Origin of the sequence: Legionella erythra, assembly GCF_001467615.1 — a bacterium.
Lineage (GTDB): Bacteria > Pseudomonadota > Gammaproteobacteria > Legionellales > Legionellaceae > Legionella_C > Legionella_C erythra.
On sequence record NZ_LNYA01000023.1, the window covers coordinates 338,533 to 354,589 of the forward strand.

The following is a 16,057-nucleotide window of genomic DNA, read 5'->3' on the forward strand; positions in this document are numbered from 1 at the left end:
GGCAAGAATTATCAGGGTTTTTACACCCGTCTTGCCATCAGCTCTTTAAATAAGCCAGCGTTCGTTTTTTTAAAACCCTGAGGATAATGTAAACTGGAATACCTGCTCATCATCACCCGGTTGTTTATTCAAGGGTTTCGCCACACTAAAGGCCAAGGGACCAAAGGGCGAGCGCCATTCCAGGGAAACACCCGCTGAATAACGCAGCGGACCGGCATCAGAACCCGCCAGGGCAGCCGGCGTTCCCCGAACAAACACATTACCCGCATCAACAAATACGGAAGTACGGACATTATCCCGGCTTAAAGGATAAGGGAAAATCAACGCGGCCGTGCCGTTGACCAGCAGGTTGGCACCAATCGCGTTGCCGGTATTATCCTGAGGACCGAGTGAGTAACTGCTGTAACCCCGTACTTGCCCAGGCTGTGCAATCCCCCCTGCATAATAGTTTTCGAAGAAGGGTAAACCCTGATTATCAAACTGGTTACCGTAACCGACATTCCCCAGTATGGAGAAAATAAAGCCTTTATACAGCGGCTGGTACAGATGCGCCATATAACTGGTTTTGTAATAAGACAGTGAGGAAGATGTTGCCGGCAGCGCCACCATGGCGGTTGCCTGTTGATTCATGCCGCTGGTTGGGAATGGCAACTGATCATAACTGTTTCTGTTCCACCCTGTCGATAAACGAATTTGCTGGAAGTGACGGCCATGAATATTGACGAAATTCTGAATCTGCTGGACGAAACCAACGGATTTAATGTTCAGATCCTGATAACCATAACCAAACTGCAGACTGCTTTTCTCGCTTAACAGCACGTTGTAATTGACATCGCCGCCCCATCGATCGGACGAGTAGGCACTGACATCGAGCTTTTGCGGATCAACCACCTGGTAATACAGGTTAAAGCCGCGACCTATACCCGTTTTGGTGTAGAAGGGATTGTAATAATTTAAGGAATAATCCTGTCCCCAATAGCTTGCGTTAAAACCGATACCCATGGAGCGGCCGGTACCCATGAAATTATGCTGATTAAACGCCGTATTGAATGTTGGTCCGTTGGTACCATAGCCGATAGAGGCCGTGGCTTCAGCCGAAGGCGCTTCCTCAACGTTAACATCCAGATCAACCTGATTATTGGCACCCGGTACAGGCGTGGTCTTGACATTAATGTCTTTTAAATACCCCAATAAACGCAATTGACGCTCTGATTCTTTAATATTGTGCAGCGAGAGCAGCGATCCTTCGTCCTGGCGGATAACATTGCGTAAAACATAATCTGCTGTCTTGGTATTGCCGTGAAAATTAATACGGCGTACATACACATGCCGTCCCGGCTCCACCACAAACGTAATAAATACGGTTTTGTTTTCCTCATCCAAACGCGGTTCTGCATTAATCGCCGGGAAACCATAACCCACATCCCCTAAGGCAAGACCAATGGCGGAAATACTTTCAGTCACTTTTTTACGGGAAAAGACATCCCCCTGCTTCACCTGGATCAGGGAATCGATTTTTTCTTTAGGCAATACGGTTTTACCCATGACCGCATAGCCGGCAAAGCGGTACTGCGGACCTTCTTCAATATGAATATTGATAAAGACGTCTTTTTTGTCCGGTGACAGCATGACCTGCGAGGACACGACATTAAACTTCAAATACCCACGGTCTAAGTAAAACGAACGCAAGGACTCGAGGGAAGCATCCATAGCCGTTTTGGAGTATTGATCTTTTTTGGTGAAATAGGTAAAGATACCGCTGGTGGACAGCGACAACTCCGGCATCAGCTCGTTGCTTGAAAAATCATGGTTGCCGATAAATTTAATTTCTTTGATGCGGGCGACCCGACCTTCGGACACATTAATGGTGATAGCCACCCGGTTTTCAGTGAGTGCTGTAACCTTGGTATCAATGCGCGCATTGTATTTCCCACGGGCGTTGTAGGCCTGCTTTAACTCTTTCTCAAGACGTTCCAGGGCTGACCGCTGGAAAACCCGTCCCTTGGCCAAGCCCATTTGTTTAAGCAATTCCTTTAATTTATCAGAAGGAATTTCCTTATTGCCTGTCAGATTAATGGAACCAATGGTTGCCCGCTCAATGACATTGACAATCAGGGTATTTCCTTGCCGTTCAAGAGAAACTGACTGGAAAAAACCGGTATCATACAGTGCGCGGATAATCTGTCCGGTGCTTGCGGCACTGACTTCCTCGCCGACCTGTACAGGTAAATAATTAAGCACCGTTCCCACGCTGACACGCTGAAGGCCGGTGACTTTGATGTCGCGAACAATAAAACCATTCGCGGCGTTAACAGCTGCTGTCCAGGTAAGAAGAGATGAACAGCATACTCCCAGGATAATTTTTTTACTGACTTTATTCATTATTATTTTACGTCCAGCACGACAACTAAAACGAATGCCGGGATTTCAAACCGGCGGGAATAATTCAAAATTTGCAATCCTTTTATAGGAACTGACAAGCCCTGTCAAGCAAACAATTGCTCAAGCGGACTCCTGTCCTGTTCCCGGCTCAGGGCACAAAAAACCGGCTGACAAAACAGTAAGCCAGAATCAAGGGCTTATCTCCTTTAACTGGTTAATCGCGAAATATCATTGGTTAATGCCAGAACCGTCAACGCGATGAGAAAGGCCAAACCGGCATATAATCCAGCGGTTCTTATCCCTTCAGATAAGGGGCGGCGGATAATGATTTCGATGAAATAATACAGCAGATGGCCACCATCCAGCATAGGAATGGGTAATAAATTCAGTACGCCAAGGCTGATGCTGACTAATGCCAGGAAAGACAGGTAATAGGCGATGCCGCTGCGTGCGGATTCGCCTGCTCCCTGAGCAATACCCACCGGACCGCTGATGGTTTTTAAAGCCAGCTTGCCGGTGACAAAGCGGCCAATTAAGGAAAAGGTCGTAGCGGTGAGATCCACCGTCTGCCGAAAGGCGGTGCCCAAGGCATCAAGCGGGCCTTCCCGCTGCACACGCAACCACGTTTTGGGCCAATCCACTTTTTTAGAACGGACACCGATGTAGCCTTCCTGGCTGCCGTTCACGTCTTTACTGCCTGTACGCAGGGCTATTGTTTCATTTTTGCCGTCACGAACGATCCCGAGCATCAACACATGATTCGGATTTTTTTTAACTATCTCCACCAGATCAAGCCAATCAGACAACGGCTTGCCGTCGACGGTTTTGATGGTGTCGTTTAACACTAAACCCGCTTTTTCTGCCGGGGAATCCACCATGACCTCACCCACAACCGGCGGAATAGTCGGGATAAAGGGAGTAATGCCGAGGCTGGCAAGGGGATCCGGCTTTTGCGGGTCAAGATGCCATTCACCTAAAGGAAGAAATACAGTCTGTTGTTGGCCGCCTGCCAGAGGCTTCACCGTCATGGACACAGTTTCATCGCTGCCCACCAGCGGCAGGAGCAAGTACTGGAAATCACGCCAGCTGCGGACGGGCTCGTCATTAAGACGAATGATTTCCTGTTGCGGGGCAAGACCTGCTTTGTCAGCGAGACTCCCAAGCTTTACTGCCTCAATCATCGGCGCCAGCGAATAAATACCGATAACCAGAACCAGCCAAAGGGCCAGAAAGGCAAACATTAAATTAAACAGGGGGCCAGCCGCCACAATAGCGATACGCGCCCAAACCGATTTATTATTAAAGGCCAGGTGACGCTGGTCTTCAGGCACCTCCCCCTCGCCTTCATCCAACATTTTGACATAACCGCCCAAAGGCAGCAGCGACCAGGCATATTCAGTGCCCTGCCTGTCGTGCCAGCGAAACAGGACTTTGCCGAAACCAAAGGAAAAACGCAGCACCTTCACACCGCATAAACGGGCGACGATGAAGTGCCCGAACTCATGCACTGTCACTAAAAGCAACAGCGCCAGAATAAAAAAACCTAGTGTATAAGCCATTTGAGTGTCCCCGAAGCCAGGTATTCAAGCCCAAAATAAAAGGCAGGTGCAGCAGCGATAAGACTATCCAGACGATCAAGTACTCCCCCATGCCCCGGGATTAAATGCCCTGTGTCTTTCAGATGCTGGCGTCTTTTCAGGATGCTGATAAATAGATCGCCTAAAAGCGCGATAAAAAATACCAGAGTATTCATGGCAACCCACATGAGCGGAGCATGGGGCTGAAAATACCAATAGCCTGAAACAGCCACCACCAAAGCCAACACAGCGCCGCCGGCTAACCCTTCTATGGTTTTTCCTGGACTGACTACCGGGATAAGCTTGTGTTTTCCCCACTGTTTACCTGCAAGATAGGCGCCGATATCAGCAGCCCATACAAAAAACAATAGATAAAAAAGAAGCTCTTTGCCACCCTCAAGCTCATAAATGCTTAGCAAACTTTGACCAAATAGAGGCAGCAGGGCAAAACAAAGCAACGTGACCACTGGTCGATTACCCCAGACACGTTGCGATTCGGGAAACAGCAAGACAGCAAAAATCAAGAAAAACCAGATGGTTAAGCCAGCGATAAGCCAATAACCGATCACTAAATGGATAAAAAGGGAACAAACCCATAACCCCGCCAGAATCAACAGCCTGGTGGGCAGATGCACGACCGGGATCAGCGGTTGCCACTCCAAACCACAGGCCATGACCAGTAAGAAAACGGCTGCAGCAAATACCCAGAAATTGGAATAATAAATGGCTGCAAGTACAGCGGGAACTAAAATCAGGGTGGTTAATAATCGCTGCTTAAACATATTCTTTCTCACTTACCTGTTGTGACGTTTTTCCGTAGCGGCGCTCACGTTGCTTAAAACTGAGTAAGGCTTCTTCAAACTCCACCGCTGTAAAATCAGGCCAAAGCGTGTCAGTAAAATACAATTCCGTATAGGCGAGTTGCCACAGAAAGAAATTGCTGATACGCCGCTCGCCGCTGGTGCGGATAAAAAGGTCCGGTTCTGGTAAATCATGGGTGCATAAATGCTGATTGATAGTGCTTTCATTGATGTCATCCAGGCGAAGCTGGCCTTTGCTCACTTTTTCAGCTATTTTTTTCACGGCATGGGTTATTTCCCATTTACCCCCATAATTTAAGACCAGGTTTAAAATCAAACCGGTGTTGTCTTTGGTTAATTGCTCAGCACTATCCATTTCAGTACAAATCGCTGGAGGCAAGCCTTGACGGTTGCCGGTAAAACGCAGGCAGATGGCTTTTTGGTGTAATTCCTGGACTTCATGCCGAAGTGTTGTCAGGAAGAGTTGCATCAAAAATTCAACTTCGCTCTCGGGACGCGACCAATTTTCACTGCTGAAGGCAAACAGGCTCAAGACCGGAATCTGATGTTCCAGACAGGATCGGATAACCGTTTTAACCGTAGCAATCCCTGCCTTATGTCCTTCAAAACGGAGCATGCCGCGACTTTCAGCCCAACGCCCATTACCGTCCATCACAATGGCGATATGCTGCGGTAATTTACTATTCAAACAATTTCTTCCTACGACTTCGACTGGGGCATAGTCTAACCGCTTTGAACAAAAATTTTAAGTACTGTCTGAAGAAGTCGTGCATTGACGCGCCTTGGTGCCATAAACTAAGGTAAGGCATTATCTTCAAAGCTAATAACCACCATGAATTCATTGCATTGCCATACGGCTATCATCGGTGCTGGGGCAGCCGGCTTAAGTCTCGCAGCCGGCTTAAGCCAGTTGGGCCTGTCTGTTATCCTTATTGAAAGAGGACTCATGGGCGGCGATTGCCTGAATTATGGCTGCGTCCCTTCAAAAGCCCTGCTTGCCAGTGCCAAAAATTTCTGGCAGGCGCGCCATAGCCAAGCGCTGGGTTTAATTAATTTTGCAAGCCCACGAGAGCAATTGGATTTTCACCAGGTCATGCAGCATGTCCATCAGACCATCCAAACCCTGGCGGTGCATGATTCTGTCGAGCGTTTTGAATCATTGGGTGTAAAGGTTATTCAAGCCCAGGCCCGTTTTGTGGATAAAAAAACCATTCAAGCAGGTGATTATACAATTAAAGCCCGGCATGTTGTCATTGCGACCGGCTCATCGCCAGCCATACCGCCCATACCCGGCCTCGATGATGTTCCTTATTTAACCAATGAAACGATTTTCAGCCTGTCTCAACTCCCCAGGCATTTATTGGTCATCGGCGGCGGCCCCATCGGTTGTGAATTGGCACAAGCCTTTGCCATGCTGGGTAGTCACGTGTCTTTACTTGAAAGCGATGCCCTGTTAAGCCGCGATGATCGCGAGTGCACCGCCATCGTCCGTACGTCTATGCAGGAAACGGGCGTGCGTCTGTATGAAGGGGCTCAGATCAACCACATTAAAAAAGATGCAGACGGCATCCGCCTTGTGGCGCAACATCATGAAAAAAGCCTTGAGCTGACAGGCAGCCACTTGCTGGTAGCCGCGGGCAGACAAGTCAGGGTGGATGAATTGGGCCTTGACGCCGCGAGAATCCGCTGTCATGGCCAACGCATTGAAGTCGATAAAAAACTGCGTACCAGCAATCGGTGTGTTTTTGCAATCGGTGACGCCGCTGGCGGGCTTCAGTTTACCCATGTGGCCAATGATCATGCGAGCCTTGTTTTAAAACAGATTGCTTTTAAATTACCGGCCAAACAACAGGAAAAAGCAATCCCTCGCGTCACCTACACCCACCCTGAACTTGCCCAGGTCGGTATGAGTGAACGAGAGGCGTTGCAACACCCCAAACAGTACCGCATTCTGCAATTGGATTTTAAAGCCAATGACCGCGCACATACCGAGGGGAATACCCTGGGTCTGCTTAAAGTCGTCGTTACCCGAAAAGGCAGGATTTTAGGGGCCAGTCTGTGCGCTGATAACGCAGGTGAGCTGATTTTTCCCTGGATAGTCGCTGTACGGGAACGCCGTTCTTTACGCCTGTTTACCGACACCATCATGCCCTACCCTACCCGCAATGAACTCAGTAAACGTCTGGCAAATCAATTCTATGCGCCTAAACTGTTCTCACCCTGGGTTAAAAAGATAGTCCGATTGTTGTCGTGGTTTTAGAGCCCTCTCCCTAGAACCGGCAACAAATGGTTGCCGGATGACTAATAAAACGTTATAATGTTCAAAATTAAATCAATTTGAAGCCAACCCAATGCCTGCAGCCAATCCCGCCATTGAGCTCCTGAAGCAATTAATCAGGGAAAATCCTGGCGAAGCATTGACCTGTTTAAAAAATACACCCAACTTAAAAAAAAGAGAGTTATCCGCCCTGCTGACTGAAGCGATTACCCGCGATCCTCTCCATACGAACCTGATTGAGTATTTAATGGAGCGCAACAACACAACGCCCCAGGAACTATTCATCTGGTTAATCAGCAATAATCATTTAGCCGCTTTTAAGCGCTATCAGGAACTGGGTTATCAGGTTAATCCCGCCTTTCGTGAAAAACGATACGGCTATACGCCGCAAGAAATGGCACTGGCGGCAGGCCATTATCGCATGTTGAGCCTGATAACCGGCGATAGTCTATTGGTTTCTTTCTTAAAGACAAAATTCACGTCACTTGAACTCAATACCCAACTCTGGCTGATTCGTCGCATGCAAAGCCTTGGACTGCCTGTCCGATCGGAGGGAATTTGTCATGCTGTGGCTATCTTTGGAGGACAAGCGCTGTTGGCGGATGGCGCCAGCCAGTTTATGCGCCGTACAAAATTGGTCAAAAGCACAACGTACATCGACCTACCGGGTATAATACAGCAAGCGGAAATTCATCGGGCCAATAAGGATAATTTAAGTCAAAGTCAACAAGATTACCTCGATTTTACCACCTTCAGTGAAGGCGTAGAATTAACGCAATCCTGTGATTACTCAGAATGGGATAAGGCATTGGGTCAGGCTACCCCATCCACGTTAAGGCTCCTTAAGGCATTAGAGTCTGTCGAATTGGAGCAGGAGGGGGGATTAGCATTGATCGATTCCCAAGCGCTTGTCGATATCGATTTAAACAATGCGCAAAAATTTAAGGATTTCTTAGTAGCTCTGGCTCACAATCTGGACTCATGCCTTAATCCGCATAAACCAAAGCAAGCCGTATTCATTTACTGCTCTAATTTCAGGCATGCGATTAGCCTCGGTTATGATATTAAAAAGAAACACTGGTATTTTGTTGATGCCAATCATAAAAAACTCATGGTCCAGGCCAAAAACATTGAGCATCTTGCCGCACTCTTTAAACAGGCCTTTGTCAACCTGGGCGGACCAAAGCAATCCTTTAAACTCTCGTTGTTTACAACGGCATCCAATCGGCTCGCGGTTGAAACAGCAATCACACCGGGATGGCAAACCCAGTGCCACCCGTTTTTTACCCCCAGTCGAGAATGGCCTATTGGCTATTATACGGTTTCTTTGGGAGTTCCTGTTTTAGCCTGCATAGCCGTTTCCCTGCTTCTTAAAGCCTCACCTGCTTTTGCACTGGCTTGTTCCGCGCTCATGCATCCCATCCTGGCCGTGATGTTGACCATGATGATCACGCTGATTATCACGTCGCTTGTGGCGTATCTGGTTTATCGTCTGGTTCACAAAACAACCGGTGAAACTGCAAATCCCGACCAATCAGGGCTGAATGCACAGGACGATTTTGATCCCGAAGAGCAACCATCAATGCTGCCATTACCCGATTCTTCTCCCGAAAAAAAACCGGTTACCGCATTGAATAAAAGCAGCATTCTTTTTTTTAAGCCACACACAGAGGATCCCGCTTGTTCACTGGACTCCCACTCTGCGTTATTTCAACCCGTGGTTGACGCGCAACCCCGATAGCTTCCCAGGCGATATTCTAACCGACAGTCTCGTCAATCGCTCAGGTAAATGTAATAATAGGCATCGGTGTTTCAAACCCAATCAATTGCTTTACGGAGCTACAATGCAACCTCGGAAACCAATCGTCCTGATGATTCTTGACGGCTGGGGCTATCAAAACGACAAGGCCCATAATGCTATCGCTGCAGCTAACACGCCGCAATGGGATGAATGGTGGCATACCCGTCCCCATATTCTACTGGATGCGTCAGGGCATGACGTCGGGCTTCCGGACAAGCAGATGGGCAATTCCGAAGTAGGTCATATGCATATTGGCGCCGGGCGGATTATTTACCAGGATTTTACTCGAATCAACGAAGCCATTTCCTCTGGCGAGTTTGCCAATAACCCTCTTTTCATTGAGGTCATCCAGGACATGAAAGCACAAAACAAAGCCTTGCATGTCATGGGTTTATTATCACCAGGTGGCGTGCATAGCCATGAACAGCATTTGTTTGCTTTCTTAAATTTATGTCACGAATACCAGTTTAATCAGGTTTATCTGCATTTGTTTTTAGATGGGCGCGACACACCGCCGCAAAGCGCATTGCAAAGCCTTGCTGCGTTAAACGCTCAACTTGAGCGCACCCCTGTTGCCACGATTGCCTCTCTTTGCGGCCGTTATTTTGCCATGGACCGGGATAAACGCTGGGAACGCGTTGCTCCGGTCTACCGCATGCTTACCGAAGCCAAAAGCAGTTATCGTTTTGCCACCGCCGAACAGGCCATCAAAAGCTTCTATGATGAAAAGAAAACCGATGAATTTATACCGCCTACCCTCATTGGTGAAGGACGGGCCATCGAATCGGGTGATTCGATTTTCTTTTTTAATTTCCGAGCCGATCGGGCCCGGCAATTGACGCAGGCGTTCGTTGATGACGACTTTGATGATTTTATTCGCCATAAACAGCCGATTCTGACCCATTTTGTCACCATGACCCGCTACGCGAAACATTTTTTAACCGAAACGGCCTTTCCCCCCTTAACCCTGCGTAACACCTTGGGGGAAGTATTATCCCGTCAGGGCTTAACCCAACTTCGCATAGCCGAAACGGAAAAATATGCCCATGTCACTTTCTTTTTTAATGGCGGCAATGAACAGGTTTTTGCCAATGAGGATCGCATTCTGATTCCTTCACCCCCTGTCGCCACCTATGATTTGGTGCCGGAGATGAGTGCGCCGGAATTAACACGGACCCTTATCGACGCCATTAAAAGCGAGGCCTACGATGTTATTATCTGTAATTATGCCAATGCCGACATGGTAGGACATACCGGTGATTTTCAAGCCACGGTTCGCGCCATTGAATGCCTTGATCAATGCCTGCACAATGTATGGCAGATTCTTGCCAAAGTAGGCGGTGCCCTGTTAATTACCGCGGATCACGGCAATGCAGAATGCATGTATGACAAGACAACCAATCAGGCCCATACCGCTCACACCAGTCAACCCGTGCCTTTTGTATACGTTGGTGCAGATTGGCATTTCAAGCAAAGCAAGGGCAGCCTGATTGATGTGGCGCCTACGATCCTCGCCCTGCTTGGTATTGACAAACCGGCCGATATGACCGGCCACGCACTGCTGGTGGAAGATAATGCCCATTCACATTAATTCGCGCTTTGGCCGCCTGGCTATCATTCTGCTGACTTTATTGCCTGTTACATGGATCGGCGCTGAAAATGCGCGCGTTACTCAAACCAAATCGAGGCTGAAGCAACTTGATAATCAAATCAACAAGCTGAAACAAACCTTAGCCACTGCCCATGATAAACGCGGCACATTGACCCGCGAATTGGAGGGCACCGAAAAACAAATCGGTGAAAACGTCAGGCATTTACGCAGCATTCAGAATAACATGGCCAGTAAACAGCAACGCATTAACGCCTTGCAAGCCCATGTCAATGAATTAAACAAACAGTTGGCCGCACAGCAACAATTATTGGCTCAACACATACGCACCCGGTACAAAATGGGAGAATACCAGCCTCTTAAATGGCTTTTGAATCAGGATGACCCCTATACGGTCAGCCGTTTGTTGACCTTTTATCAATACCTGGTTCATTCCCGTCAAACCATCATCGATGAAATCGCCACCACCAGGAAAAACCTGACCATCAACCAGGACAATTTAAAAACCGAACTGGCCGAACAAGAAAGACTTCAGCACAAATTACACGCCCATCAGCAACAGCTTGAGCAGAATAAACGTTACCATACGGCCGTGATCCACACTATCAACCAGGATATTCAAAGCAAACAGCACACGCTCTCGGAATACCAACGCAACAAGGACAATCTGTCGCGTCTGTTAAAAACATTGGCTACTGAAAGCATTGCCCGCCCCAAACAACCGTTTACGGTCATGCGTCATAAATTGCCGAGACCGGTGCAGGTTGCCCGCAATGCGGTGCAGCGCTTAAATCAGGGGGTGACATTTTTTGCCGGCGAAGGCACACCGGTTCATGCCGTCTATCCCGGCAAAGTGGTCTTTAGCGATTGGCTCAATGGCTATGGTTTACTCATGATTATTGACCATGGGCAAGGCTTTATGACCCTTTATGCTCATAACCAGTCTCTCTTTAAACACAAAGGCACTTATGTCATGCAGGGAGAGACCATCGCTGCCGTCGGCCACAGCGGCGGACTAAAACAAAACGGACTATACTTCGAGGTAAGGCAACGTGGTAAAGCTGTTCCTCCGCTTGATTGGCTCTCTTAACTTGCCCCCTGGCATCTATATTGCTTGCTTCATACAAAGCGGGAAGAGGTGGGCGCCCGCCGCGCCCCACAACTATCCAAGGAGAATACAATGCGTGGCAACCTGTTATCTGGTGCATTACTTACATTAGTCACAACAGCTTTTCTGCCTTTACCTGGATTCGCCGCAACGGAGGAAGAACCGAACAAGCGAATCCCTTTGGAAGATGTGCAACGATTTTCCAATGCCATTGGCCAAATCAAGAAATATTATGTCAAGCCGGTCGATGACAAGGAACTCTTTGATAATGCCATTCGTGGCATGCTAAGTGGTCTGGATCCCCACTCAACCTATCTGGACGAGGATTCCTTCAAGGAATTGCAAACCTCCACCAGCGGGGAGTTTGGCGGTTTGGGCATTGAAGTCACCATGGAAGACGGCGTTGTCAAAGTCGTGACGCCTTTAGTGGATACCCCGGCATTTAAAGCCGGCATCAAAGCAGGCGACTACATCATTAAACTGGGTGCTAAATCCGTGCAGGGCATCAGCCTGCAGGATGCGGTGAACATGATGCGCGGCAAGGAAGGAACAACCATCGATTTGACCATTTTGCGCAAAGGGGTGAACAAGCCGCTCACGTTCTCGCTGATTCGCGAAAAAATCCTCATCAAAAGCGTGAAAAGCAAACTGCTTGATGACAGTTATGGCTATGTGCGTCTAACTCAATTCCAGGCCATGACCGCTCAGGACATGGAAAAAGCCATTGCCCAGCTGAAACAGCAATCCGGCGGCAAGCTCAAGGGCTTAATCCTTGACCTGCGAAACAATCCCGGTGGTTTACTGGATTCAGCCATTCAAGTCTCCGATGCCTTCATCGATAACGACAAGAAAGGCAGCGAAGAAATGATTGTCTACACGCAAGGGAGACTCCCCGGATCTAAATTTACCGCCCTCGCTAATCCTGGCGATATTCTGCAAAATGCGCCGCTGATTGTGCTTATCAACAATGGATCTGCCTCCGCCTCAGAAATTGTGGCCGGTGCCTTAAAGGACAATAAACGCGCCATTATCGTGGGAACGCGAAGCTTTGGTAAAGGTTCGGTGCAAACCGTGCTGCCGCTGGATGAGAAACGGGCAATTAAATTAACCACCGCCCTGTACTACACACCATCCGGGGTTTCTATCCAGGCGAAAGGCATTACCCCCGATATTATTATTGAAGAAATCGCCGTGCCTAAATCCAGTAAAGCAAAGGATTTAACCAGCTTTAGCGAAGCGGAACTGAATGGGCATCTGCTCAATCAAAATAATAATTCGAGTGAAAAAGCGGATAATTCCAATAAAGATGATCAGACCCTGTTGTATGAGGACTATCAACTGTATGCCGCTTTAACGATTCTCAAAGGTTTGGCTGTAGCTAAAAACTAATCTTTAAAAACGAAGGTTCACTCGTCGAACTGCGGCGGCTCATGAAAGAGCCCCAACCGCGGGACGATGAGGAAACCTGAAGCCCTTAAATTCTAAATGACTGCTTATCGGTGTCTTCTATTATGTCCGCTTGGTTAGTCTGAATGTCCCCCAGATCAGCCATTTTCGCCTGAGCTTCCACATGCTGAAATACAATAAAATCAATGCGTCGGGACAATGAACCTTTGGAGTTGGTCAGTTTAATCTCTCTCAGCTCTTTAATCAGTTCATCAACACTCATAATCTTCCCTTTATCGATCTTTTCGACAATTTGATTAACTTCGTCTGTGTGGTGACGAAACCAATGGAACGTAAATGCTCGCCCACCCGCTGAGTTATTCTTGGTATAATCGTTTAAAAGATTGCGGGCAGCACTCAATGAGTCTTCCTGATCTAATTTCTGGTAAGACGTGGGGAAGGTTTTTTTGATAAAGGTTTCATTCGTTTTGTTTTCCTGAGCCAATAAAGCATAGCGTTGATAAAGACGATGAAATGCCGCCGGGTTACTGTCAAATTTTTCTTCCAACCTGGCTTTGCTGATGTTTGAAGAGGCCGGTAATATATCCAACATTTCATTAACCGCCATCACCCTTTCGGTATTAATTCTCTCCAATAACGAGCTCAAGATTTGCTTTGCGTCCTGAGGTCTTTGGGACAAGTCTCTTCGTACCTTAGTAAAAATTTCCGAACCACACGCCCCTAAAGCATGAAATGGTTCATGGGTACGCGATTTGTTTGGTTCTTGAAGCAGGTTAATAAAATTTTTAATCTCCTCGTTTGTCAGTGTCTTCTTCCCGTTCACTAATTGAGTTAATTGTTTGACCACGGAAGAATAAATTTCATCTTTCTCAAACGGAGTATGTAAATCAGCATTAGCACACGTCATCCCTTTGGTGTAATGTAGACGCTGATAAACCAGTTGCTTTATACGAGCGTCTGCTTTTAGCGGCGTAATACTATGTTCTTCCAAATCAGCCGCAATAAAACGAACGTTTTGCAAAGGATCTTGAAAGTTGTGAGGATTATATTCCTCCGAGTGCAGAATGCCGTGACGCCCTTTCCAGGGCTTATTACTACTATATGAAAAGGGTGTTAACGTCCCATCGTCTACTAAAATTGCCTTCTCACCAGGTCCGGGGCAATATAGGCCATTTCCACACCCGCTTTTTCTAAGGCTTCCCACATATCCAGCATTAATTTTTTTAAATACTCCGCACTAGGATAGCCGTTTTCATAGTACCCAGGATTTTTTCCAGGCTCATGCTCCATATAAACACAGATTTCTTTCCCGCGCTGAGCCCGATCGGCACCTTTAATAGTCCCATCCCAACCGTCAAGTTGATTATTCTCATCTGGAATATATACTTTAAATTCCGGGTGCGGGTCCCTACTGAATTGTTCAAGCTTACCTAAGGCTTCAGCCGCCTTTATGGCATTCTCGCGAGTGGGTTTGATGGCTACTCGAAATTGCCAAAACGGCTCAACATGTTTTGTTTTATCGAGCTTATCCGGTACAGCATTATCTGCCACACCACCCGCAACATGAAACCAGTCATTTCTGATGTCCCTCAACCTTTCCGCCGATTTTTTGGTATAAGCCATGAAGAACTCCATTACAAAACACAACAAAATTATAACACATTGATCAATGAGAAGACAAAATGACCTTCGTTTTCAAACAAAAGCAATGACTCTGTGGCTGGACAAAAGTGGTGTAAACTAAACAGATGACTTTTCACGGACAAACCATGGGCCATTTCATCCAAGGCATGTTGTATTTCATTGCGGGTTTAAAACGGCTGTCGACCAAAGGATTACGGCGTTTTATTGTATTGCCGATTCTCTTTAACGCCCTCTTGTTTGCTGGCTTGTTTTACCTGTTTTACCATTATCTTCTTCCCTATGCCGACTACTACCTGGATAAACTCCCCTCGTGGTTAAGCTTTTTAAGTACGCTGTTTTTTATTCTGGTGGTGGTGAGCTTCTTTTTGCTGTTTTTGATGCTGTTTACTGCCCTTTGCAATGTGCTTGCCGCCCCTTTTAACGGGTTATTGGCCGAAAAAGCGCAACGCTATTTCTTTCAAAGCGATATCCCGTCCCAACCCTTTATCGAGATGGCTGGCCGCAGCATCAAACGTCAGGGACAATTCCTGCGTTATTTCCTACCCCGCTTTTTGTTCACTGCAGCCCTTTTTTTTGTGCCGTTTATCCAACCGGTTTACCCCTTTATCTGGTTTACCTTCAATGCCTGGATGCTCAGCATGCAATACCAGGATTTTGTCATGGATAATAATTTGTTGACCTTTACCGCCATGAAACAGCATTTACAGCGTCATCGCCTGAAGTCGCTGGGCTTTGGCACCATGATCAATCTCTTTAATTTCATTCCCTTATTGAATGTCCTGACCATGCCATCCGCGGTCATTGGCGGTGTGCTGTTGTATGGTGAAGAACAGGCTGACTGGCAAAAGCGTTGACATAAAAAACCCGCTTGCCGCGGGTTTGGATTCTATTTTATCTGAGGTTTCGAACCATGCTCATCGTCATCCTGGCGTAGCTGAGGATCCAATCGCTCTTTATTAGTAAAGAGACTCGAGGGCGTCGACTGGGAACGATTCAGTCCTCGGGGATTTAAAGTAGGCGGTGTTGACTGGGGCCGATTCAGGTCTGGGGCATTTGCAGTGAATTCGACCGTGCCAGGTTCTGAGCCCACACGGCTTAATGGTGTGCCATCGGACAAGCCTCCATGAGTAATTCGTGACTCCTGAGATTCCGAGGCATAGAGATTAACCGATTCAGTCTCCTCTTCTTCTTTACCCACTTTCTTGACTAAATAGTTTAAAAAGACTTCATCATTTTTAGTATTTTGATAACCCAGTGATTCATTGACGGCGAGACGAATAAATTCACATTCATTCTTATCGAGGCCTAAGTGAGCCGCGATTAAAGAGCGGGCGAGCTCATAAAGCCCTTGTTTATGGTCTATGGTTGTCTCGATTTGGTCTTCCATGCCTTCACATGCAAATCGGATGATGAATTTCATTAAAGCCCCT

At 47.3% G+C, this 16,057-nt stretch carries 13 protein-coding genes; 6 read left to right on the top strand and 7 right to left on the bottom strand.

What is annotated here, in order from left to right:
• Positions 1–69: 69 nt before the first annotated feature.
• The 4 genes from bamA to Lery_RS06495 all read right to left on the bottom strand — a co-directional run bounded on the left by bamA (position 70) and on the right by Lery_RS06495 (position 5,468).
• A complete protein-coding gene (gene bamA, locus Lery_RS06480) occupies positions 70–2,382 on the bottom strand; it encodes an outer membrane protein assembly factor BamA (protein ID WP_058526434.1) in 2,313 nt (770 codons plus the stop codon).
• Between the two features lie 206 nt (positions 2,383–2,588).
• Positions 2,589–3,941: an RIP metalloprotease RseP gene (gene rseP, locus Lery_RS06485; RefSeq protein WP_058526435.1), complete on the bottom strand. Its 1,353-nt coding sequence runs from the start codon at positions 3,939–3,941 to the stop codon at positions 2,589–2,591.
• Positions 3,926–4,741 (bottom strand): phosphatidate cytidylyltransferase, encoded by an 816-nt coding sequence (locus tag Lery_RS06490; RefSeq protein WP_058526436.1) that lies wholly within the window; start codon positions 4,739–4,741, stop codon positions 3,926–3,928. The genes rseP and Lery_RS06490 overlap by 16 nt, the downstream gene beginning before the upstream one ends.
• Positions 4,734–5,468, bottom strand: coding sequence for an isoprenyl transferase (locus Lery_RS06495; protein WP_058526437.1), 735 nt, complete (start codon positions 5,466–5,468; stop codon positions 4,734–4,736). The genes Lery_RS06490 and Lery_RS06495 overlap by 8 nt, the downstream gene beginning before the upstream one ends.
• A gap of 144 nt (positions 5,469–5,612) precedes the next feature.
• Between Lery_RS06495 and Lery_RS06500 the strand changes: the two genes are divergently transcribed.
• The 5 genes from Lery_RS06500 (at position 5,613) to Lery_RS06520 (ending at position 12,965) form a co-directional block, all read left to right on the top strand.
• Positions 5,613–7,040: a dihydrolipoyl dehydrogenase family protein gene (locus tag Lery_RS06500; protein WP_058526438.1), complete on the top strand. Its 1,428-nt coding sequence runs from the start codon at positions 5,613–5,615 to the stop codon at positions 7,038–7,040.
• Between the two features lie 91 nt (positions 7,041–7,131).
• Entirely contained in the window at positions 7,132–8,799 is a 1,668-nt protein-coding gene (locus Lery_RS06505; protein ID WP_058526439.1) for a hypothetical protein, read from the top strand.
• 103 nt (positions 8,800–8,902) lie between these two features.
• Positions 8,903–10,450 (top strand): 2,3-bisphosphoglycerate-independent phosphoglycerate mutase, encoded by a 1,548-nt coding sequence (gpmI, locus tag Lery_RS06510; RefSeq protein ID WP_058526440.1) that lies wholly within the window; start codon positions 8,903–8,905, stop codon positions 10,448–10,450.
• The gene (locus Lery_RS06515; RefSeq protein WP_082657145.1) at positions 10,434–11,558 is read left to right on the top strand and encodes a murein hydrolase activator EnvC family protein; all 1,125 of its coding nucleotides are present in this window, start codon (positions 10,434–10,436) and stop codon (positions 11,556–11,558) included. Before gpmI ends, Lery_RS06515 begins: the two co-directional genes overlap by 17 nt.
• Positions 11,559–11,648: 90 nt before the next feature.
• Positions 11,649–12,965: a S41 family peptidase gene (locus Lery_RS06520; RefSeq protein WP_058526441.1), complete on the top strand. Its 1,317-nt coding sequence runs from the start codon at positions 11,649–11,651 to the stop codon at positions 12,963–12,965.
• Between the two features lie 85 nt (positions 12,966–13,050).
• Here Lery_RS06520 and Lery_RS06525 read toward each other — a convergent pair whose 3' ends face one another.
• Both Lery_RS06525 and Lery_RS06530 read right to left on the bottom strand, forming a co-directional pair.
• The gene (locus tag Lery_RS06525) at positions 13,051–14,004 is read right to left on the bottom strand and encodes a DUF5617 domain-containing protein (protein ID WP_058526442.1); all 954 of its coding nucleotides are present in this window, start codon (positions 14,002–14,004) and stop codon (positions 13,051–13,053) included.
• Between the two features lie 110 nt (positions 14,005–14,114).
• Entirely contained in the window at positions 14,115–14,606 is a 492-nt protein-coding gene (locus Lery_RS06530) for a hypothetical protein (protein WP_058526443.1), read from the bottom strand.
• A 146-nt stretch (positions 14,607–14,752) separates the two neighbouring features.
• On the opposite strand from Lery_RS06530, the gene cysZ reads away from it, so the two are divergent.
• Positions 14,753–15,481, top strand: a complete 729-nt coding sequence (gene cysZ / locus Lery_RS06535) for a sulfate transporter CysZ (protein WP_058526444.1) — start codon at positions 14,753–14,755, stop codon at positions 15,479–15,481.
• Between the two features lie 32 nt (positions 15,482–15,513).
• Here the strand turns inward: cysZ and Lery_RS06540 are convergent, their stop codons facing one another.
• Positions 15,514–16,047 (bottom strand): hypothetical protein, encoded by a 534-nt coding sequence (locus Lery_RS06540; protein WP_058526445.1) that lies wholly within the window; start codon positions 16,045–16,047, stop codon positions 15,514–15,516.
• Between the last annotated feature and the right edge of the window lie 10 nt (positions 16,048–16,057).